Consider the following 23,309-nt stretch of genomic DNA (forward strand, 5'->3'; position numbering starts at 1 on the left):
TTAATTCAGTAATACTGTCGGAGACTCTGAAGGAAAGGTCACTTTGCCTTGAATTAACCATTCTTTATCATAGGGCTCAAGTTTAATAAACCAAGGGCCTTGAATTGGATCGGTTAAGTTTAATCGGTAATGTCCCTTAGCATCTGAGGTGATAGTGCGTACAAAATCACGATCAGGCAAGGTTCGGTGAGTAAAACTAACATTTAAAGCAGGGTATAAATCTAAGTTGCCTTTTTTAAAGTTAAATTCAACGCCAGTTGCTGTTGATTTAACAGATGCTTCTAGTTTGAAGGCCTTAGCCACATGGATTTTAGATAGGTCAACATTAATGCCTTTGCCTTCTTTATAATAATTTTCTGACACTAAATCTACGCTATTTTTCGTAAATATACCTAAGGTAACAAAACTGCCAATTACGGCGCACATTGGGAGACATAAAAGAAACCACGGCCAAAATTGTTTATACCAAGGTGTTTGCATAATACACTCTCTGATGAAAGAAACAGCCCCAGAACGGGGCTGCTAAACTACAGGTTTATTTATCGGCTTCAACCGCTTGCGATGTTTGATCTGCTTGTTGCTGATCTGGCTGAGTATTGCTTAAGCTCCAGACATAAGCGGCAACAAGTTGCACTTTATCGGCACCTAAAATATTTTCCCAAGCCGGCATCACGCCTTGTCGCCCAAAGGTCACGCTTTCGGTAATATCCGCGCGAGAGTCACCAAATAGCCAATTTTTATCGGTTAAATCTGGCGCGCCAAATGCCGGATTACCTTTACCATCGGTACCATGACATGCGATACAAGATGCAAATTTAATCTTACCAGCAGCCGCTTCACGAGCATTCACTTTACGGCCAGACATGCTTAACACATAACTCACCACGTCGTGCGTGCCTTGTTTACCTAATAACTCGCCCCAAGCAGGCATTTCACCATGACGACCTTGCTTAATAGTGGTGAGGATCGCTTCCGGCTCGCCACCATACAACCAAGCATTATCCGTCAAATTAGGGAAACCTTTTTGACCGCGTGCATCCGAACCATGACACTGTGAACAGTTTTGTAAAAACAAATTCTGTCCCACTTTTAATGCCGCAGGATCAGAAGCAATTTCAGGAATAGGACGATAATCCGTTCCTGCGTCGTTATAAGCTAAGCGTTTAAATGATTCGCCATAAAATTTATCGGCGACATCTAACTCTTTAGCATATTGATCTAATTGCTTGTTATCTTGTGCGTTTTTAACCGCTGCATTCAACTGCGTCACATTTGTCACGAGCTGCGGTGAGCTTGTCCAGCCAAGTAAACCAGGAAAGTTGCCTAAGCCAGGAAACAAAGCTAAGTAAACAGCAGAGAAAGCAAAGGTTGAGAAGAACAGATAAGTCCACCATTTTGGTAGTGGATTGTTAAGTTCACGAATACCATCGTATTCATGCCCCATATCTGCGCCTTCTTCAACGCCCATTTTGTCTTTTAAACACCAGATCAAAATCGCCGCAATACCAAAAATGGTTCCTAAGGTAATGACGGTGATCCAGACACTCCAGAATGTAGACATTACTGGACTCCTCCCTGTTTTTTATTCTCTTGTGAAGACGGCTCATCATCAAAAATCGAGTTAGCCGCTTCATCAAAGCGAGATTGGCGCTTTTTACTACCGTAAGCCCACCAAACAACACCTAAAAAGCTAAAGAAAATAACAAGCGTCCAAATACTATGAATGGTAATAATATCCATATAATTATTGCTCCTTATTTCATTGCATGGCCAAGCGATTGTAGGTAAGCAATAAGAGCATCGAGCTCCGTTTTACCTTCCACATCTTTCTTGGCATTAGCAATATCTTCATCACTGTATGGCACACCAAATGAGTCACGGAAAAGACGTAATTTCTTCTCTGTTAGCTCACCGGTAAGTTCGTTTTCAGCCAACCACGGATAGCCTGGCATAATTGACTCAGGTACCACTTCTCGTGGGTCAATCAAGTGGACTCGATGCCATTCATCAGAATAACGACCACCCACACGTGCCAGATCAGGTCCAGTACGTTTAGAACCCCACAAAAATGGATGCTCCCATACCGACTCGCCTGCAACAGAGTAGTGACCATAACGTTCCGTCTCTGCTCGGAATGGACGGATCATCTGACTATGACAAACGTGACAACCTTCTTTTATGTAGATATCACGACCTTCCATCTGCAATGCAGTATAAGGTTTCAAATCATCAACAGGTTCAGTGGTTTGTTTTTGGAACATTAGCGGGGTAATTTCCACTAATGCACCTAAACTGATGCCAAAAGCCATTAAAATTGCCAGTAAACCGACATTTTTCTCGACTATTGAATGGCGATTCTTATTAGAACTCATACTCTAGTCTCCTTATAAGGCCGGTTGTGGAATAGCTTTTAAACTATTTGCTGGTGAGCTAATGGTTTTATAAGTGTTGTACGCCATAAGCAGCATACCTGACACAATAATGACACCACCAATAAAGCGAACTAAGTAGAACGGATGAGAAGCTTCAACAGTTTCAACAAAGCTGTAGGTTAATGTTCCGTCGGCATTGACCGCACGCCACATCAAACCTTGCATAACACCAGAAATCCACATCGCAACGATATACAAAACCGTACCAATAGTGGCAAGCCAGAAGTGCACGTTGATCAACTTAATTGAATACATACGTTCTTGACCAAACAGTTTTGGAATTAAGTGATAAAGCGAACCCACAGTGACCATCGCAACCCAGCCTAAAGCGCCAGAGTGTACGTGACCGATAGTCCAGTCAGTATAGTGCGAAAGGGCGTTGACGGTTTTAATTGCCATCATTGGGCCTTCAAAAGTAGACATACCATAGAAAGACAAAGACACAATTAAGAAACGCAATATTGGATCATAACGCAATTTATGCCATGCACCTGATAGCGTCATAATACCGTTGATCATACCGCCCCAGGATGGCACAAATAAAATCACCGACATCACCATACCAATAGACTGAGTCCAGTCAGGCAGTGCAGTATAATGAAGATGGTGAGGACCCGCCCATATATAAAGAGAGATCAATCCCCAGAAATGGACAATCGATAAGCGATACGAGTAAACCGGACGTTCAGCTTGCTTAGGCACAAAGTAATACATCATCCCCAAGAAACCGGCGGTTAATAAGAAGCCTACCGCATTATGTCCATACCACCATTGCACCATGGCATCGACAGCGCCGGAGTAGATCGAATAGGATTTCCCCATCGAAACCGGAATTGCCATGCTGTTCACTATGTGTAAAACGGCAACGGTTAAAATAAACCCGCCAAAGAACCAGTTAGCCACATAAATATGCGACGTCGTTCGTTTAACCAAGGTTCCAAAAAAGACAATGGCGTAAGATACCCACACAATTGCAATGGCCACATCAATTGGCCATTCTAATTCTGCGTATTCTTTACTGGTTGTATAACCCAAAGGTAGAGAGATGACTGCGGCTAAAATAATTAACTGCCATCCCCAGAAAGTGAAGGGTACTAACAATCCACCAAAGAGGCGGGTTTTACATGTTCTTTGCACAACATAATAAGAAGATGCGAATAGGGCACTGGTACCAAACGCAAATATAACTGCATTTGTATGCAGTGGACGTAAACGGCTGTACGTCAACCACGGCGTATCAAAGTTAAGCTGTGGCCAAACTAATTGAGCGGCTATTAAAACACCAACGCTCATCCCTACAATTCCCCAAAGTATGGTTACTAAGGCAAACTGACGGACAACCGTGTAGTTATAATTATGCTCAAGCTGATTTTCTTGGCTCATCTTGAATGCTTCCAATCTTATAATTAACTACATAGCATCAACACTAAAATAGTGTTGTAATGTCACCCAAACCTTAGTTATCAGTTAAAACACCAACTGGTAACAATGATTTTAAATAAAAGCAACATTTTCATCACCACTATACCCGAGTTACCAATAGGTTAACCATACTTCTTACTAAAAGTTTGAAGTGAGTTACATAGGAATTTATATCAATGGCAGCAGAAAAATTAACCAAGGCAAGACTTGTGCAAATATTCATCATAATGATTGTTTTATTAACAGCTTTCTTTTGGCGTAGCTATCAGCATGAAGTAAAAGAAGAAACTCGCTTTGAATGCCACCTTAATACACCTTGTAGTTTGCAACTCGATAATACAAAGCTTGATATCACATTCAGTGAGTTTTCACCGTCTCAGATTATGATTTCATTAAACTCAGCTCAAGAAAGCAAGCAAAGCCTTAAAACAGTATCAATTGAATCCAAGCAACTTAAGCTTAACAAAATGGATTTAAAATTACGCGATTGGATAATCACCACAACATTAGCGAAGAAATCTCAATGGGACGTCATGCTACCAAATGGACAATCTGCGCAAATCAAACTGTCTACCGATGAAAGCAAAGAGAATTAAAGGCTAAATAGGTTAGAGAAAAAGGCATCAAAAAAGCCACGACAAATCTCGTGGCTTTTTGGTGTTCTAAATTGAAGTGGTAAAGTAGTGCTTAGACGACGTAAAGAATTGGCGCCTGATTGCTTAGTGAGATTAATTAGAATGAAAAGCACAAAGAAGGACAAACACAAGTTACAATACAAAGCCAACATAAAGCCAATTAGCGCCATAGTTAGTTACATTTCATGCAAAGTTCAATCCCATTTAACATAAGATACATAATGCGCACTTTGGCGCTTAAGTCTAGGGGAGACATCAAGCTTGAAGCAACAACGGATCTTACTCTCAATCTTACTAATCAAGAATATGTCTAACTATAGCGTCCGGAGTGTTCTCTGTTATCACATCTTTATTGACACATCCACATCGTTATTGAGTTTTCGTAAGCATACTGATACTAGCTTGGCGTTCGTTTTTTAGAGCGCTTTATTTTAGACTTTGATAATACGCCGCCACATTTTCGATATCTTCATCGGTTAACATGCTTGCCATTGGTTTCATTACAGGATCAACTCGATCACCTGATTTAAATGCTTTTAATTGTTTTGCTAAATAAGCCGCATTTTGTCCCTTTATATTTGGGTATGTTGGGATTGTGGCTATGCCATCTGCGCCATGACATGATGCGCATACTGCCGTTTTTGCTTTACCGGCTGCAATATCAGCAGCAAATACCGGCGTACTAATCAATGCTGCTAAGATAACCAAAGAAAGATTTTTCATAACCGTAACTCCAAAAGAATTGAGAAAAATAAGTGATGATGAGATGGCCTGCCCAATCATCGCTTCCCAAAAACTATTTATCAAAAAAGTTTGCGCTATAGATAATGCCGCACGACAAGTGTAAACAACAATGTATACAATCTAGTCTAAAAATGAAGGAAATGAAAAATTTATCGCCAAAAATGTTGTATCCATCAAAAAACAGCATGCAAAATACCCCTGTTGGGGTAGTTTAAAGCGGCTAAGACACAGTTAAAAACGTCATTACCGTGAAAACGTATAGACGTTAAAAGTCTAATAATTTGCTTAAATCTGCTTTGATACTCGATACTTTTTTATTGGCTGTTTCACTACGCGATGCTTCAGATACCAAGTATTCAATCGCATCTGATAAAGTGCACCCCAGCTCTTGAGCTCGTTCCGATAGCTTTTCCCATACCGCATAATCAAGATCGATCGATTTCTTCTTAGTATGCGTATGCTCAGCATTAAAATGGCGTTTTCGTTTGGCTCGGATCGCTTGTTTCATCTTGTTATGCAATTCTGGATTCATATGTTCATTAATCCAATCAATTACTTGTGTCGGTTGATGTTCAAGCTTTTTTAAACCATCAACGGCTGCCGCTGATTCACTGCTATCTTGATAGCGAGTAATTAACTCCCCATCCTTCCATTTTCGGACCAAGTATTGCCATTTCCAGCCACATTCTAAATTTTCTAATTGTTGATATTTCACATTATGATCCTTCTGGTGTATCAAACCTCATCATCTATAGTGACAGCGTAACCATTCTAGCATTTTTTCTCAATGCTTGTGTTCACATAATGGTATGTTGTAAAATGATTATTGCTCTAATCGTCTTAGTTGTCTTTTTTAACATGAAAGAGCCACTTTATTGACGCCGTTAACTTGTCGCTTAATGGCAAGCTTCATAACTTTAACTATATGTTAGGGTTAATTGGTTTGATTTTCTATTTAAATGCAGACAATTACGATACAAACCGCTATTAGGTCAGAACGTTTTTCTATATACTTCCTACCTTTAACCGACTTATTGAACTCAAATACGAATGATAAAAGAGCCTTGGCAATCTGCAATACCTAACTTTTCTGAATATGAAGATACTCTTTTTTTATCTTCTCTTGATGCTGTCAGTTTTTTAACCGTCCAACCTAGATTAAAAGCAGCATTTAACCAATTTGAACAGTTAAATGGCTTTACCCGTTTCTTACTGATTAACTCGCCCGATAATCTAGTCTATCGACAATACATCCAAGACTCGCTTATCGAGTTACAAAACGACGGTCATATTAATAAAAGCGCCGCTATCGTTTGTTCAGAAAGTATTGAACCTGAAGTGTTATTTGGTCAATATCAAGTCATCGATGGGAAAAACACTCAGCAATCTGCCGGTTTATTGCAGCAAGCAAACCATGGTTATTTGATTATTTCGTCGAACTTAATCTTAGCGAACCCTAGAATTTGGCCAATACTAAAAGCGGCGGTACTGGGCTACCCGTGCTCACCAATCTCATCCGATCCAAGACAAATACTCAATCAAGAGCCAAGCCAAACCTATGATATTAAGTTAGTGATTGTAGGCGACCGGATGCAACTTGGCGATCTCGACATGTTTGATGCTGATATTCGCACCCAATTGTGCCTTTTTGCTGAAATTGAAGAAGATTTCAAACTAGAACCTGATTCATTCGCGACTTATCTTTCTTATGTCACCGGCCTTGCTATGTCCTCAAATCTGCCTTTACCAGCAGATAGTTTAGCGTGGAAAGAGTTATTAAATGAAGCGGCAAGACAAACCGAAGATCAACAACGTATGCCTTTATGTCCAATTTGGATAAAAGGTATGCTGGCCTCAGCCGCAATTGAATCGAAGCAAGCCCCGATTGAAGCAATACATATTCAACAAGCCATCGAGAACAAGGCGTATCGTCAATCTTATCTGCCACAACGTGCACTCGATGATATTTTAGATGGGCAAGTGATCATCGAAACGCAAGGTCAACGTATTGGGCAAGTTAATGGTTTAACCGTGATTGAAATCCCTGGTCACCCTGTCACGTATGGGGAACCAGCTCGTATAACCTGTGTGATCCATTTTGGCGATGGTGATATTGCCGATGTTGAACGTAAAGCAGAGCTTGGTGGCAATTTACACGCTAAGGGAATGATGATTATGCAAGCCTTCTTAGGCAGTGCATTGGATCTTGAAGAAGCCCTGCCATTTGCCGCTTCGATTGTATTTGAACAATCTTACAGCGAAGTTGATGGCGACAGCGCCTCATTAGCTGAGCTTTGTTCACTGGTTAGTGCCCTTTCTGAATATCCGATCAATCAACAAATTGCGGTTACGGGTGCGGTCGATCAATTTGGCCGTGTTCAAGCCGTTGGTGGCTTAAATGAAAAGATTGAAGGCTTTTTCCATATCTGTCAGCATCAAGGATTCACGGGTCACCAAGGTGTGGTTTTACCCAAAACTAATCTAAAACATCTTTCATTACATAAAGATGTAGTTCAGGCGATAAAAAATGAACAATTTCACCTTTGGTCGGTCGAATCGGTAGATGAAGCACTGCCGCTTATATTTGGTAAAGCTTTCCGCGGTGATGAGGATGAAGACACAATACTCAATAAAATATCTGAGCGGATTGAAAACTTCGATAAACCAGATCACTTACCGCGAGGTTTTTTGAATAAGATCAAAAACATTATCGGTATTGACTGATCAGACTTGTTTAGCTTACACGCGTTCGCTAAGATACACAGACTATTTCTGGAGTAATTTAATAATGCAAAACAAACGTAACTCATATACTCGTGAAGATCTATTAGCTTCTAGCCAAGGTGAATTGTTCGGCCCTACTGGTCCACAGCTTCCTGCACCTAATATGTTAATGATGGATCGTATTGCTACCATCACCGATGAAGCCGATTCTGGTGACTTCGGCAAAGGATTGATTATCGCTGAACTCGATATCACTCCAGATTTATGGTTCTTTGACTGTCACTTCCCTGGCGACCCAGTAATGCCAGGTTGCCTTGGTTTAGATGCTATGTGGCAATTAGTTGGATTCTTCCTCGGTTGGGTTGGCGGTGAAGGTAAAGGCCGAGCACTCGGTGTAGGTGAAGTAAAATTTACCGGTCAAATTCTTCCAACCGCTAAGAAAGTCACCTATGAGATCCATATGAAACGTGTGGTTAACCGCCGTTTAGTCATGGGCCTTGCTGATGGTCGTGTCTTGGTTGACGGTAAAGAGATTTATGTCGCCAAAGATTTGAAAGTGGGTTTGTTCCAAGATACTTCTGCTTTCTAAAATAGCATTTAATGTGAATAAGTCAGCGTTTGGCGCTGATTTATTTACATTAAATGCATTTAGTTATAGTGCATTAAGGGTGGTAATAAAAGCACCATCGAATATGACAATGATGCCTTTTGAATTGAATTATTTAATCATACCAGATTGTTTATCATCGCGAGCATCTCGCCAACCACCTAACCAGTTAGATTTTGCATCCATTTGTTGGTATGGACAGTCATCCATCGATCGTCCGTTTACACCTGCTTTGTATCCTTGAGATTGCGCTCTTTCTAAACGATCGCGTTTCTGTCTCTTCATCATAGTATCTTCCTCATACATTAGTTTAATAAACAACTATTGTCAGTCATACCAATCAATACCTTCAATTCATTCCTTGTTAGTCAGATAATTGACACTCGACTTGATCAGTAACAGAACGACTGTATATCCCCAAATATTTGGGGTCTATTAATCATCGTCTAGTTTCTCTATTTTCTCAAGACGAAAAAAAACCGACCAATCAATCTGTGATGGGCCGGTAATTTTGACAAAGTTTAACCAATTAAATTAACGCTTAATGGAACTTTTACGTCTAAAGCCAATAAAACCTAATAGCATAAGAGCCCAAACACCTAAACTGCCAGCTCTTTTAGTGTCGGTTTTTTCACCACCACGAGTTGTAATATCTTTGCTGGTTGCACCAGGAATTGGTACCAACTTAACCGCCACTAAGCTTTCAGCGCCTGACTTACCATTTTGACAATATGAATTATGGGTCAAATTATCATACCCACCATCACATTTATAGGCTGTAGCTGAAATAACTCCATCATCGTTAATACCGGTAGCATTAATAATACGGTATTGGTTATTTACTCCAGATTGTATTCCATCGTTGGTTAAGTTATCTAACCACCAGGCTTTGTTATCGAATATTTTCATTCGATCATCGTTGCTGTTAGTCAAATTCAATGGGTCGATAAAACCACGGCGGCGACGAGATTTACCATCGACTTCACGATCCTTCTCAGCGTCAATTGAACCAACCACTTCATTGAAGTTATTGATTGCGTTAGCTTCACCACCTGCACCTTTAAAGAAAATATCACCGCTTAAATAGACTGCACTAGGCTCTGTACTTGCCGATCCAGTCGCGGCATCGACATAAAATAGACGGTTATTAGCGGCACCATTTTCAGGGTAATTACCAAAACGCTTAGTTTCACCAATAGCAATAAGGTTACGGTTTATCGCTTTAACTAAGCTATTACTGTAAATATAATCGTCACCATCATCAATTTTAGTATTCTTGATAAAAACAGGTATCCAAGCATTATCACTGACACCCGTATTATCAAAATCAGAGTTAGGATAAAATATCGCTGCTTGCATATAGTATCGGTTATCATCTTTCCATGTATCAAACCCCGCTAATACCGGTTTACCTTGATATTTGGTGATTGCGGACACTGCTCCCGATCGAGCACTGGCTTGGGCAGCGTAATCATCATCACTGTTTGCATCCTTCGCCTCTTTCCAATTGGCTACAGTATTTGTAACCTGAAGTTCATCAGGCTTTGTTGGCTTTGTTGGATCTGTCAAATCCGTTACATCCCATAAAGCTGCTTTAGTCGCAAATGCAAAGTTCTGACAATCTGCTATTGCTGCAGGATCGGATTCACTGGTGCATCGACTCAGATCACCATAATAGTTTTTATCATCATCCCCATTATCAAATGGAGCAACCGCCGATGATCCGACAACATAGGTTTTAGTATCACCACTGTTATCAGTATAAGAAAATGAACCATAAGCAAAGGTACGGCCCATTTTAGTCACTATCTGATTACTACTTGTGTCTAAAGGTAACGATGCCGGTGGCGTTAAAAACGTTGAGTCATAAAAGCCACGCTGGCGAAATGCTAATGCATAATTACCACCAACATTATAATAACCACTACTTGCAATACCTATTGGATTAGTCACATCTAAATTGGTTATTACTGCATTTTGAGTATCCGGGATAAAGTTTCCATTACCAGGGTGATAACTAGATTGTGTTGGAATACTCACACTACCTGTAGAATCAAATGCCGTTGCATTGCTTTTATAATTTTTATTATAAAATGCATCACGTTCTCGTTCTAATCCACCATCAGTATCGCCATCACCGCCATACCATTGATCATCAGCCCACACATCACAAGTGTTATAACCCAGCTGATCGTAACAATAATTTTCCAAATCAGCTTTATCTAAAATAGTAAAGCGATTGTCGTAATTAAATGGGACTTCATCCGAATATGAGATACCTTCAGTGCCGTTACGAGTATCACCGGCTAATACATAATCGGCACAAGACGCATCAGATTCAAAACAACCTTTACTTGTCGTATCTGTGATCTCTTTTGATTCAATCGCACTACCGTAATATTGATTCTCGGTAGTAGATGGTGTCACTTCAACGACGTTATAAATCGCAGCTGATGCAGTTTGTGCTGCCAGTAATGAGGCGGCAATGAGAGTTAATTTAAATGTTGAATTTGACATTAATAGCTTAATTCCATAATAGATTTATATCCGTGATTGTTGGATATCATCGTTAGCCCTGCATCGATTCCAGTTGTTCCCATCGCTCAAATGCAGTTTCTAATTCTTGTTCAGCAGCGTTTAAACGATCCAAAGTTAATTGAGTTTTATCGCTGCTCTGGCTGAAGAAATCAGGTTGGTTCACCTGAGTTTGTAATTGCTCTATTTCTGCTTCAAGTGCTTCCAATGTTTTGGGTAAAGCTTCAAGTTCTCGTTGCAGTTTATAGGATAACTTCTTCGGTTTATTCTCTACCGTTTGTGTTTTGGGAGCCTGCTCAAGCGTTTTCGTTTCCTTTGTTGCTTCTTTAACCGCTGTATGTGACTCTTTGGTCGCCGCAGCAATATCACCTCTGGTGGCTAATACTTGTAAGCGTTGAGCTTGAGCATCGTGATAGCCCCCAACGAACTCTTCAATCTTACCGTCGCCGTCGAAAATCCAACTAGTTGTGACTGTATTATCAACAAATTGACGATCGTGACTAACAAGAAGCAAAGTCCCTTGATAGTTGGCAAGCAAATCTTCTAAAAGTTCCAATGTTTCGATATCTAAATCATTGGTCGGTTCATCGAGGATCAATAAATTATTCGATTTAATAAACAGTTTTGCCAATAACAAACGGTTTTTCTCACCGCCAGATAGTGCTTTTACTGGGGTACGAGCACGTTTGGGTGCAAATAAAAAATCTTGCAAGTAACTTAAAGCATGGCGCGTACGCCCGCCTATTGTCACTTCCTGTTTACCGTCGGCTAAGTTATCCATCACGGTTTTTTCAGGATCGAGTATTTCTCGGTATTGATCAAAATACGCCACTTCTAACTTGGTACCACAATGCAGACGACCAGAGTCGGGCTGTAATTTATCCAGAAGTAGTTTCAATAAGGTACTTTTACCACAACCATTTGGACCAATTAGCGCAATACGGTCGCCACGCATAATATTAAAGCTAAAGTCTTTAACAATGGTTTTTCCATCAATTTGATAGTTGATATTTTCTGCTTCAAAGATGATCTTGCCTGAACGGTTTGATTCATCAATTTGAATATTGGCTTTCCCCATCACTTCACGGCGCTCGGAACGTTCTTCTCGCAATTTTTTAAGCGCGCGAACCCGACCTTCATTACGGGTACGACGAGCTTTGATGCCCTGACGGATCCACACTTCTTCTTGGGCTAATTTTTTATCAAATTCGGCATTTTGCATTTCTTCCACGCGCAATGCTTCTTCTTTATCTATCAGGTATTGTTCATAGTTACCAGGGAATGAACTTAAATTACCGCGATCAAGATCGATAATACGAGTCGCCATTGACTGAATGAAAGCACGGTCATGCGAAATAAAGATGATCGAACCACGGAAATCTTTTAAAAATGCTTCCAGCCATTCAATGGTAGTCACATCTAAGTGGTTGGTTGGTTCATCGAGTAGTAATACATCAGGGTCGCACACTAACGCGCGAGCTAATGCCGCTTTACGTTGCCAACCACCCGATAGACTGGTCAATAAAGCATGTTCATCTAACGCTAATGACGTCAGTATATTTTTGATCCGATCTTCTAAGCGCCAACCATCATTGTGATCGAGTTGCTCTTGCACTTTCGCTAAACGGTTAATATTTTTTTCAGATGGGTCTTCCATCATAATATCTAATTGATGGTGATACTCTTTTAGCAGTCCACCGACTTCCGCCACGCCCTCTGCCACATAATCATATACCGTGCCTTCGGCATTACGCGGTGGATCTTGTTCAAGGCGTGATACCACTACATCTTGAGTGACTTGAATTTTGCCATCGTCCATCAGAATTTCGCCTGATAGCACTTTCATCATGGTGGATTTACCGGCGCCATTACGGCCAACTAAACACACTCTTTCGTTTTGTTGTAATGAGAAGTCAGTTCTATCCAATAAAGGATGATCGCCAAAAGCCAATTGGCCGTTATGGATGGTAATTAATGCCATTTTGTTTTAACCACACTTGTAATTCTTCAATATTAAAAGGCCAAAATAACTCGTTGACTTGAGTCGCTTGAGAAGCACTATTTTGGTTCATTGTATCTGGATTTATTGTGTCTACATTCGTTTCTAGAACGGCTTCTAAATCCGTTGCTAAATTGATAGTCAGGACAGGAATAGTGACACCGTAACGAGCAAATAAGTCATCATCAAAAGCAATATCAACCACCCTAACATTGTCTGTTAGATTAAGTTGTTGTAATTGCTTAAATGCCATTTCACATAAATGACAGCCTGATGTTGAATACAGCGTTAACACATTCCTATCCTTTTAAAACGAAACCATTTTCATCACGTACAACATCATGCTTGATGAGTGATCACCCAGCAATTATGGATGTGCTTATTACGTTCAAAATCTAATGGGCGAGTTTTGGCCGAGATATTTTCAGCTTTTAGACCTAAGTCAGCCAAACCCTCTAAATCCATTTTGAATTGACGTTTGTTGTTTGAAAACACCACCACACCCTCAGGGCGCATTAAACGTTTAAGGTTTTCCATCAAGCTTAAGTGATCGCGCTGCACATCAAAGGTATCTTCCATACGCTTTGAGTTTGAGAACGTTGGTGGATCGATAAAGATCAAATCAAACTGACGATCTTCATGCTTGAGCCATTGTAAGCAATCTGCTTGTTCAAATTGATGAGCATCACCGGTGAAATCATTGAGTTCCATATTGCGCTGCGCCCACTGCAAATACGTATTCGACATATCGACAGTAGTGGTCGATTTAGCCCCACCAGCCGCCGCATGCACACTGGCACTGCCGGTATAGGCAAATAAATTTAAGAAATCTTTGCCCGCCGACATTTGGCCTAAACGACGACGAGTCAATTTATGATCTAAGAATAAACCGGTATCTAAATAGTCTTGTAAGTTAACCAGTAACTTCACGCCATATTCGTTAACTTGCAAATATTCAGAATCTTGAGAAAGCTTCTGATATTGACGCTTGCCCTTTTGCTTTTCACGCGTTTTAAGCACCACTTTGTTGGCATCCACCCCTAATACTTGGATGGTTGCACGAATGATGTCGGTTAAACGGCGCTTGGCCACTTCTTCAGGAATGGTCTTTGGCGGTGCGTATTCTTGGATCACCACTTGATCGAGATACAGATCAATCGCCACATTGTAGTTTGGAAGATCGGCATCATAAGCACGGTAACAATCGAGTTGCTCTCGTTTGGCCCATTTGCCAATTTTTGCGATGTTCTTTTTCAAGCGATTAGCGAAATCTGGTGCCACTTGCGCTTCTTCTTTATCGGCTTGACGTAGCGTTTCACCATTCGGATTAACACGACCAGTAATAGAATAATTTTTTTGGTGACACGGTAACGCGCCGTTACTGAGTTTATATTGTTTGTCAGCACGCATGCGTAAGCAACTTAATAACTCATCGCTGGCCGAGAAGATCGACGCATGGCTACCTGTAAATTCACTTTTTAGACGTGCACCTAACTCAGTGTATAACGCAATCAAACCAGGCTCGGTGCCCATACGCTCACCGTAAGGCGGGTTACAAATCACCACCCCGGTATCAAATGCTGCGGGTTTTTCAAGTTTGGCCGCATCACCCAGTTGGAATTGGATAATGTCACCTAACCCAGCACGTTTCGCATTGTCTTTGGCAGCTTGCATTACGCGGCGGTCGATCTCGACACCAAAGAACTGAGTATTGCTTAGCGCTTTTAGTCCTTTACGACCTTGTACGCTTGCTTCAGTTTTCACTTCTGCCCAAGTTTCGGCTTCAAAATCATTCAATGATTCAAACGACCATTTAGGACGTTGCATACCTGGCGCCATATTAGCAGCCATTAACGCGGCTTCAATCAGCAAGGTGCCGGAGCCACACATAGGATCGAGTAACGGTTGTGAATGGTCCCAACCGCTACGCAATATTACCGCACAAGCTAACGTTTCACGCAAAGGCGCTGCGCCCGCTTCAGTACGATAACCACGTTGATGCAAACCAAGACCAACCATATCAATACCTAAAATGGCTTGGTCACGATGCAAACGAACATGAATACGAAGATCCGGTTGTTCTTTACTGATATCCGGGCGACCTAAATCTTTTTTAGTAAAGCAATCGACAATCGCGTCTTTCACTTTCATTGCGCCATACTGGCTATTGCGGATTTCACGGTTGGTCCCGTTAAAATCGACAATCAGGCGTTTATCAACCGAGAAATGGTTAGACCAATTCACTGCCGATGCCGATAGGTATAAGTCCATATCATCATTGCAGTAAAACTCAGATAGCACTTTAACAAAGCGAGAAGCCAAACGACTCCATAGGCAGCAACGATAGATTTGAGCATTGTCGGCGGTAAAACGAACACCAGCTTGAACCGGTTTCGCATCGGTGACACCTAACTGCGTAAGTTCGTCAGCAAGAAGATTTTCGAGGCCGTTAGAAGTGATAGCTAAATATTGATTCATTATCTCGGTCAGTAACTTAGTAAATGGACCGCGATTATATACTGAAACCCCCTACAGATGCGAACATCTCGCACCACTTAGCCCCTTTTATCTTGTTATTTCAGCATTTCTTTTCATTTAACCCGCGCTTTAATCCAACTAGCTCACTGAATGCTGTTTTTACATGTCCGTTTATTGACAATAATTTCAGATTTTGACCCTTTTTTTACCATTTTCTTGCTCATTGGCACTGTGTTCATCTCACCATAGTGGTTACCACATGAATGCACATTGCGCATATCACTTTTATTAATCAATCTGCAGAGTAAGCGCTTATTCGCATAGATATTCACCATAACATTGGTATAGACCAGTGGGGCTTTTGCAGTGTAAATTAATTACAAAATGCGGTTAAAAGGGGTATTTATTTTATTTATGGCCTAAGTTTACGTCATTGCGACCAGTGGATTAAATCCAAATAACCGCTCATTAGATAAAGGCACACCACAACTATGTGATGCTAGTCACGCCATATTTAAGACAGCATTGGTCACTTACTCACCACTTTACGATTATCATTACGCCAATATATAAGCCAATAGTCTTGTTTGTTTGGGAGTGGATTAACGCTTTTTTGAAGGTAATCCCATTTGATTGAAAACAATAACAGCAACCATTGAGCGCAGCTGCCCGTAGCGGTAATAGAGAAAGGCAAATTTTAAACAAAAAAAAGCCGACATCAGCCGGCGTAAAATACAACAAGGAACGAAATTATGCAGAGCGTCAAAAAATCAATCGCGGACTACCCTACCATTGCAAAATTATCGACTTGAGTTTGTAGGTATGCTTTGGCAAATCTATCGTGCATAACCTTAATAGGCTCACCAAATTGCAGTATTTTCGATTCGGTTAAGCTGAAATCTTTCAATGAAACCGAAAGACACATACTCGCGGTTTCCCCTACTTCAACCACCATAAATAGGCCGTCGTTGTAGCAATTGCGTAGATGGACGATTTCGCCTTCTACTGGGATAAAGTCGCCACCTTGAGATGAAAAGAACCAGCTTTTAGGTTGTACAGGTTTATGAAAACGACGGGCTGCGACACCATTAAGGGCTAATTCAGACTTACGGGGATCGGATATAGGAAGTAAATTTACCTGCTCACAAAACGTATGATAGCTATTGGCATCGTCGATTGAGAATTCATTCGCTTCAAAGGCCGTATTGACTAACATTTTTTTTGCAATATTGACGTTAAAAACCATATCGTCTTGCCCAAGGTCTAGCATTAGGGCTTTATCCGTTTCATTATAATACCAGTTCCATCTATCACTTGGTTTTAGCATGAGCCCGCCTTTTTAAAACAAATAAAGTGAAAATAGACACTCTACTTCTTCCGTCTATCCCTTAGGTATTATTCATTTTACAAACAGATGGGCAAAAAAAAAGAGGAAAACTTAATTCCTCTTTCAGACTGAAATAATGTAAATATCGATATTAATTAGATATTTTTAACGATTTCTTTTATTAATTCTGGTCCACGATAAATAAAGCCCGAATACACTTGGACTAATTTAGCACCAGCTTGCATTTTTTCTTTTGCCGCAATATAAGAGTCGATCCCACCTACCCCAATGATTGGGATCTCTTCACCTAATTGTTGATAAAGTTGACGCACCACTTCGGTACTGCGAGATTGTAATGGCTTACCACTTAAGCCGCCGGTCTCACTGGCATTTTTCATCCCTTCAACTAAAGTGCGATCTAAAGTGGTGTTGGTTGCGATCACGCCATCAATCTTATGTTTTTTCAACGAGTCACAAATCTGCACTAATTCGTCATCACTTAAATCAGGGGCAATTTTTAATGCTAATGGTACGTATTTATTGTGTTGTTTTTCAAGCTCCAGTTGTTTTTGCTTTAATGCGGCCAGTAATTCGTCCAATGCTTCGCCATATTGAAGTGTACGTAACCCTGGAGTATTTGGAGATGAAATGTTAGCGGCAATATATCCGGCATGTGGGTACACTTTTTCCATACAAATTAAATAATCTTCAGTACCCTTTTCTATTGGCGTGTCTTTATTCTTACCAATATTAATACCGATAATACCGTCATATTTGGCTTTCTTAACATTTTCAACCAGTTGATCGACACCTTCATTATTAAACCCCATACGGTTAACAATGCCTTCCGCTTCAAGAATACGGAAGCATCGTGGTTTGTCATTACCAGGTTGTGGACGTGGTGTTACTGTGCCGACTTCAAGAAAGCCAAACCCAATCGCGCCAAAGCCGTCAATTGCTTCACCATTTTTATCCATGCCCGCCGCTAAACCAACCGGATTTTTAAAGGTTAGCCCCATCACTTCAACGCTACGAGTCGGTAGGTTCTGGCGATAAAATAAATCAAGCGGTGTACCGTGTAAGCGGCGAATATTATTAACCGCAAATTCATGTGCGGTTTCTGCACTGAATTGAAATAAACCTGTTCTGGCAATACGATAAAGCATGCTTGCTCCTAACTGTGTCGATCCAAAAGAAAAAGCCCCTAAAATTTGGGGCGAAGTATACCTTTCTCACTAGAATTATACTAGCCGCAATCGGTTGCATTGCGGCTAGCCAAACCGAATTCTAGTTTTAGATCAAAGTTTAAGCGATATCAGTGACTTTTATGGTCATTAAGTGAACCGATCGGTTGATTGGCCGCACAATTTAGGTTTAATAACATCAATTCTCGTAATGCTACTGAGAACTTAGCAAACTCATGTGCATTGCCGACTTTAAATTCATTGAGGATATTCTCCCACCGAATTAATGACACTTTATTAGCAGTAATCCACTCATTAAGTGACACTGTGACGTCTTTAGTCGTTTTCTCCATGCAGGAACAGCCTAATACTTGCGAAGTTAGTTGACGTTGCTGCCAATCGAGATCTTCTCGGAATGTCGCTCGAGCTAATGCTTGCCAGTTATTATCAACCGGTTGATTGTTAATCTGCTCTAAGAACCAATGTAAGGATAAACGATCGCCTAAGGTGTAATACATGGCCGAGGTTTGTTCAACCGTGATCCCCACTTCATTTGAAACCGTCACGATATCCAAGGCGGAAAATAAACTACTCAAACGTGAAGCCTTTTCCGCTAATGCTTGACTCACCCCCTGCATAATCCAAGCTTGTGCCAATGTATCGTGCTCAGCCATTTCGGCAGAGACTAAAAATTGTGCCAAGCCATTTTCTACCGTATCGATCCCAGCTTGATACTGCCCAACTATCTCTCCCACTGTTCGCTTGGCCATCTGATTACGAATAAGCCAGCGTGATGCTCGTCTTAAATTCCGACGTACCAACATCAATAATTGATATTGCACTTCGCTGCTGGTGACATTGTCGAGTTGTCGGATCTCAGTAAACATCGCTTCAGCATTAAATATCTCACGAGCAGCCACATAAGCATTGGTGATATCCACTACCGCCGCACCTGTTTCATCTTGCAAACGGCTGACAAAATTACATCCCATTTCATTCACCATTTGATTGGCTAGCGATGTAGCAATGATCTCCTTACGTAATGGATGTGATGGTATTTGCGTCTCATAGTTACCGCGTAACCTAGACGGGAAGTAATTGACTAATAATTTGGCGTTATAGGCTTCATCGGCAATCTCATCACATGCCAGTTGTTCTTTTAGGACCATCTTTGCATACGAAATAAGCACTGAGATTTCTGGACGAGTTAAGCCCTTACCTTGTTTTTCACGCTCGAGTAAGGTTTCATCATCGGGTAGATATTCAAGCCCTCGATCCAATTTGCCCATTTTTTCTAACGCATGGATAAAACGGATCAAAGATTTCACCTGTTCCGTCCCTTGGCTTTGGGCGACTGAAATGGATTCCGATTGGCAATAAGCATCATCCAGTACAATCTCACTAATCTCATCTTCCATACTATCTAAGATAATATTACGTTGTTTAAAGGTAAGATCACCATTGGCCACCAATCCGTTTAAGAAGATCTTTATATTCACTTCGTTATCCGAGCAATCTACACCACCCACATTATCGACAAAATCGGTATTGACTCGCCCGCCAGATAAAGCGAATTCAATCCGGCCTAATTGGGTCATGCCAAGGTTGCCACCTTCTCCGATAACTTTTGCTTTAAGATCTTTACCATCAACACGTAACGCATCATTGGCTCGGTCACCGACATCGGTATTATTTTCTTTTGCGGACTTAACATAAGTACCAATACCACCATTCCAAAGCAGATCGACTTCCATTTGTAATAGCATTTTGATCAATTCAGTTGGGGTTAAAGATTGCTTTTGTGTGCCGATCATTTTTTGAATTTCAGGCGTTAGCGAGATCGACTTAGATCGTCTTGAGAATATTCCACCGCCTTTGGAGATCAGCTTCGGATCATAGTCTTCCCAACTTGATCTTGGCAGATTAAATAGACGTTCACGCTCTGGCCAGCTTTGCGCCGCATCCGGATTGGGATCAATAAAGATATGCATATGGTTAAAAGCGGCTTGTAACCGAATATGTTTCGATAACAGCATACCATTACCAAACACATCCCCCGCCATATCACCGACACCAACACAAGTAAAATCAGTAGTTTGAGTATCAATTCCCATTTCACGGAAATGACGTTTTACCGATTCCCACCCCCCTTTGGCGGTGATCCCCATTGCTTTATGGTCATAGCCATTCGAGCCACCAGAGGCAAAAGCATCATCTAACCAGAAGTTGTATTCTGCCGCGACAGAATTGGCAATATCACTAAAGGTTGCGGTGCCTTTATCGGCTGCCACAACCAAATAAGGATCGTCGATATCATGTCGAACCACATTGATTGGCGCGACCACTTTTCCTTCAATGATATTATCGGAGACATCTAGCAGGGCTCGAATAAAACGCTTATAGCAACGTTGGCCTTCGGCAAATATTTCATCACGGGTAGTCAAATTTTGCTGGCGTTTACACACAAAGCCGCCTTTTGCCCCCACCGGAACTATTACTGTATTTTTAACCTGTTGCGCTTTGACTAAACCTAATACTTCAGTGCGGAAATCTTCTTGACGATCAGACCATCGCAAACCACCTCGTGCCACTTTGCCGGCACGTAGATGCACCCCTTCTACATCGGGTGCATAGACAAAGATTTCAAACTCTGGCACCGGCGCTGGGATTTCTGGGATCTTACGCGGGGTCAGTTTTAATGCCAACCAAGGCTTAGGCGATCCGTCTTGATCGACTTGGTAATAATTGGTTCGAATGGTGGCTTTTATCATTTCCATGTAACGACGAATGATCCGGTCATCATCCAAGCTTTCTACTTTTTCAAGTTTGGCTTTAATCGTTACGATCAATTTATCTTCTGCTTTAGCACGCGACTTCAATTTAGGATCAAAGCGCGCCTCAAACAGATCCACTAATATTTGTGCCAATTCTGCATGATTTGATAATGTATCTTCAATATATTGCTGGCTAAACGGAAAGCCAACTTGACGCATATAACGTGCATAACTGCGTAAAATCGTTATTTCTCGCCCACTTAACCCTGCTGATAACACCAAACGGTTAAAGCCATCACTTTCTAAATCACCATTCCAAATAGCAGCAAACGCTTGTTGGAATCGTTCGCGCGCTTCACGAAGATCAATCTGTTGTTTGCTTTGATGCAGCATTGAGAAATCGAGGATCCAGAAAACCGTGCCATCTGCTTTTTGGATCTCGTAGGGTGATTCACCGATCACCCGTAATCCTAAGTTTTCTAGCATCGGCATCACATCAGATAAGTGAATCGGTTCATCGCGATGGTAAAGTTTCAATTTTACCGCTTTTGAATCTTTTTTGACTTCTTGCGGACGATAAAAAAGCATACCGAGTTTATTACTTTCATCTAATTTTTCTAATTGTTCAATATCGGCAACGGCGGTGCCCCCTGCCAAGGTCGCTTCTTTGTACGAGCGAGGAAAGGCATCTTGATAATCTTTGGCTAAAGCCGTGCCTTTATTTTCACCAAAATTGCTGATCACAGATTGAGTTAATCGATCGTCCCAAGAAAAAGAGGCTTCCATTAAGTTTCTCTCTATTGCCTTAACATTAATATCATTGTCATTGTTATCAACTCGCACTATATATTGGGTACGAGCTAACGGACTCTCAGAAAAATAGGTGGTAAATTCGACCTCTTGGTCACTGCCAAAATGATCTTGAAAAATACTTTGGGTCTTGATGCGCAACTCAGTGTTGTACCGCTCTTTGGTGACATACACCATGCAACTGTAAAAACGGCCAAATGGGTCTTTACGCACAAACAAACGCAATAAATCTCGGTCTTGCATTTGCACTACGCCCATCCCTACTTCTAATAATTCTTCTTCTTTGGCTTGAAGCAATTCATCTCTTGGGTAGTTCTCTAAAATATTATGCAGTGCTTTCCATGAATAAGATCCTTTTAGATAACCACTTGATTGCAGAATTCGTGACACTTTATCTCGAATTAGCGGAATGTCTTCCACACTTTGGTTATATACCGCCGAAGTGTACAAACCGATAAAGCGATGCTCTCCCACCACTTTACCTTTGTTATCAAATTTCTTGATCCCAACATAATCGGTATAAGCGGGTCGATGTATTGTCGAAGCATGACTGCCTTTAGTGAGCATTAATAAATCGGGCTTTTTCGCTTCAAGTTTTGCGCTATCGGAAAGGGTCGAAAGTCGCCCTGTATTTTGCACTCGTTGTTCTTGTGTCAGTAAACCTAATGCGTCGCTGTCGGCTGATACAAGTTCGTACTCACCATCGACCGTTTGCAAGTCATATTCTTTATAGCCCATAAAGGTAAAGTTATGCTCACCAAGCCAAGTGAGAAATGCAAATCCTGCCTCTAAACGTTCCGCTTCAACTGGGATGTTTTTTCTTTGTTTTTCAGTCTCTTTAATCACTGCTTGTAATTTATCTGCCATTTGTTGCCAGTTCGATACCACCAATTTTGCATCCGTGATCACCGATAAAATTTCATTTTTTAACGCACTCATTCGGTGTTTATCGGCAATACGATCCACTTCAATATGGAACAATGATTGCATTCCTCCTTCACCGCTATTTATCCCACACACTTGACCATTGTTATATTCAATTTGGGTTGGACCATTGGCCATAAAGTGACTGGTAAGATCAAAACGAGAGATCGCCATTTTGACCGAGTCGACCAGAAAAGCACTATCCGGCACCACAATTTCGATAATAGTATGAGTCGATTGCCAACCTTGGCGACTTAAGGTTGGATTAAAAACTTGCACTGACATTTGATCTTCTTTTTTCTCTGAGAGGTGTTGCCAAAGACTCATTACCGCGCCGTAGAGATCGGATTCATTCCTTTGAAAAAGATCATCGTGTGAAATATTACTATAAAGATGCTCAGCTAAATGGACCACCAACTGTTGCGAAGGTGATTCTAATTTATCCTTAATTAACTGATACACTTTCTCGAGTAAAACCGGAACAATTTTTTCACTAGATGACATTTTCTTACTCCATCATTGGATAGACAATTAACTTGAGGTTGGCATAAATATGATTGGCATTTTTTGCATACCACTCATTTAGTGTAAGAGATATATTACGATAAAGTTAAATAGTTTAAAGCTTATTTAATCGAGTAAAATTCGATTTTGAGACATCAACACATGGTCATACCGCTAGATTTTGTGTGAATGGTATAATTTATCGCTACA

18 protein-coding genes are annotated in these 23,309 nt (G+C 40.9%); 3 read left to right on the forward strand and 15 right to left on the reverse strand.

What is annotated here, in order from left to right; translation table 11 throughout:
- Genes GFB47_RS05905 through ccoN form a run of 5 tightly spaced genes read right to left on the reverse strand, consistent with a single transcriptional unit; the run spans position 1 to position 3,815 of the window.
- A complete protein-coding gene (locus GFB47_RS05905; protein WP_153447136.1) occupies positions 1-480 on the reverse strand; it encodes a FixH family protein in 480 nt (159 codons plus the stop codon).
- A gap of 55 nt (positions 481-535) precedes the next feature.
- On the reverse strand, positions 536-1,561 hold the full coding sequence (gene ccoP, locus GFB47_RS05910; RefSeq protein ID WP_153447137.1) for a cytochrome-c oxidase, cbb3-type subunit III: 1,026 nt from the start codon (positions 1,559-1,561) through the stop codon (positions 536-538).
- Positions 1,561-1,740: a cbb3-type cytochrome oxidase subunit 3 gene (locus tag GFB47_RS05915; RefSeq protein ID WP_153447138.1), complete on the reverse strand. Its 180-nt coding sequence runs from the start codon at positions 1,738-1,740 to the stop codon at positions 1,561-1,563. The genes ccoP and GFB47_RS05915 overlap by 1 nt, the downstream gene beginning before the upstream one ends.
- A 14-nt stretch (positions 1,741-1,754) precedes the next feature.
- Positions 1,755-2,372, reverse strand: coding sequence for a cytochrome-c oxidase, cbb3-type subunit II (ccoO, locus tag GFB47_RS05920; RefSeq protein WP_153447139.1), 618 nt, complete (start codon positions 2,370-2,372; stop codon positions 1,755-1,757).
- Between the two features lie 12 nt (positions 2,373-2,384).
- On the reverse strand, positions 2,385-3,815 hold the full coding sequence (gene ccoN, locus GFB47_RS05925) for a cytochrome-c oxidase, cbb3-type subunit I (protein ID WP_153447140.1): 1,431 nt from the start codon (positions 3,813-3,815) through the stop codon (positions 2,385-2,387).
- Between the two features lie 215 nt (positions 3,816-4,030).
- On the opposite strand from ccoN, the gene GFB47_RS05930 reads away from it, so the two are divergent.
- A complete protein-coding gene (locus tag GFB47_RS05930; RefSeq protein ID WP_153447141.1) occupies positions 4,031-4,450 on the forward strand; it encodes a hypothetical protein in 420 nt (139 codons plus the stop codon).
- Between the two features lie 465 nt (positions 4,451-4,915).
- On the opposite strand, the gene GFB47_RS05935 is transcribed toward GFB47_RS05930, so the two are convergent.
- Positions 4,916-5,212 carry a c-type cytochrome gene (locus GFB47_RS05935; protein ID WP_153447142.1) on the reverse strand — a complete coding sequence of 99 codons (297 nt, stop codon included), beginning with the start codon at positions 5,210-5,212 and terminating at the stop codon, positions 4,916-4,918.
- A gap of 286 nt (positions 5,213-5,498) precedes the next feature.
- Positions 5,499-5,948 carry a macrodomain Ter protein MatP gene (gene matP, locus GFB47_RS05940; protein ID WP_153447143.1) on the reverse strand — a complete coding sequence of 150 codons (450 nt, stop codon included), beginning with the start codon at positions 5,946-5,948 and terminating at the stop codon, positions 5,499-5,501.
- Positions 5,949-6,283: 335 nt separating this feature from the next.
- Here matP and GFB47_RS05945 point away from each other — a divergent pair, with 335 nt between their 5' ends.
- Together GFB47_RS05945 and fabA are read left to right on the forward strand one after the other, a co-directional pair.
- A complete protein-coding gene (locus GFB47_RS05945) occupies positions 6,284-7,957 on the forward strand; it encodes a S16 family serine protease (protein ID WP_153447144.1) in 1,674 nt (557 codons plus the stop codon).
- Positions 7,958-8,021: 64 nt separating this feature from the next.
- Entirely contained in the window at positions 8,022-8,546 is a 525-nt protein-coding gene (gene fabA / locus GFB47_RS05950; RefSeq protein WP_153447145.1) for a bifunctional 3-hydroxydecanoyl-ACP dehydratase/trans-2-decenoyl-ACP isomerase, read from the forward strand.
- Between the two features lie 129 nt (positions 8,547-8,675).
- Here the strand turns inward: fabA and rmf are convergent, their stop codons facing one another.
- From rmf to GFB47_RS05990, 8 genes are all read right to left on the reverse strand, one after another.
- A complete protein-coding gene (gene rmf, locus GFB47_RS05955; RefSeq protein ID WP_153448162.1) occupies positions 8,676-8,849 on the reverse strand; it encodes a ribosome modulation factor in 174 nt (57 codons plus the stop codon).
- 249 nt (positions 8,850-9,098) lie between these two features.
- A complete protein-coding gene (locus tag GFB47_RS05960; RefSeq protein WP_153447146.1) occupies positions 9,099-11,081 on the reverse strand; it encodes a DUF3466 family protein in 1,983 nt (660 codons plus the stop codon).
- 52 nt (positions 11,082-11,133) lie between these two features.
- On the reverse strand, positions 11,134-13,080 hold the full coding sequence (locus GFB47_RS05965) for an ABC transporter ATP-binding protein (RefSeq protein ID WP_153447147.1): 1,947 nt from the start codon (positions 13,078-13,080) through the stop codon (positions 11,134-11,136).
- Positions 13,058-13,393, reverse strand: a complete 336-nt coding sequence (locus GFB47_RS05970) for a glutaredoxin family protein (RefSeq protein ID WP_153447148.1) — start codon at positions 13,391-13,393, stop codon at positions 13,058-13,060. Before GFB47_RS05970 ends, GFB47_RS05965 begins: the two co-directional genes overlap by 23 nt.
- 44 nt (positions 13,394-13,437) lie before the next feature.
- Positions 13,438-15,576 (reverse strand): bifunctional 23S rRNA (guanine(2069)-N(7))-methyltransferase RlmK/23S rRNA (guanine(2445)-N(2))-methyltransferase RlmL, encoded by a 2,139-nt coding sequence (rlmKL, locus tag GFB47_RS05975; RefSeq protein WP_153447149.1) that lies wholly within the window; start codon positions 15,574-15,576, stop codon positions 13,438-13,440.
- A 781-nt stretch (positions 15,577-16,357) separates the two neighbouring features.
- Positions 16,358-16,903: a cell division protein ZapC gene (locus GFB47_RS05980; protein ID WP_153447150.1), complete on the reverse strand. Its 546-nt coding sequence runs from the start codon at positions 16,901-16,903 to the stop codon at positions 16,358-16,360.
- Positions 16,904-17,058: 155 nt separating this feature from the next.
- Positions 17,059-18,069, reverse strand: coding sequence for a quinone-dependent dihydroorotate dehydrogenase (gene pyrD / locus GFB47_RS05985; RefSeq protein WP_153447151.1), 1,011 nt, complete (start codon positions 18,067-18,069; stop codon positions 17,059-17,061).
- 149 nt (positions 18,070-18,218) lie between these two features.
- Positions 18,219-23,099, reverse strand: coding sequence for an NAD-glutamate dehydrogenase (locus tag GFB47_RS05990; RefSeq protein WP_153447152.1), 4,881 nt, complete (start codon positions 23,097-23,099; stop codon positions 18,219-18,221).
- Positions 23,100-23,309 lie beyond the last annotated feature (210 nt).

The organism is Vibrio algicola, assembly GCF_009601765.2.
Lineage (GTDB): Bacteria > Pseudomonadota > Gammaproteobacteria > Enterobacterales > Vibrionaceae > Vibrio > Vibrio algicola.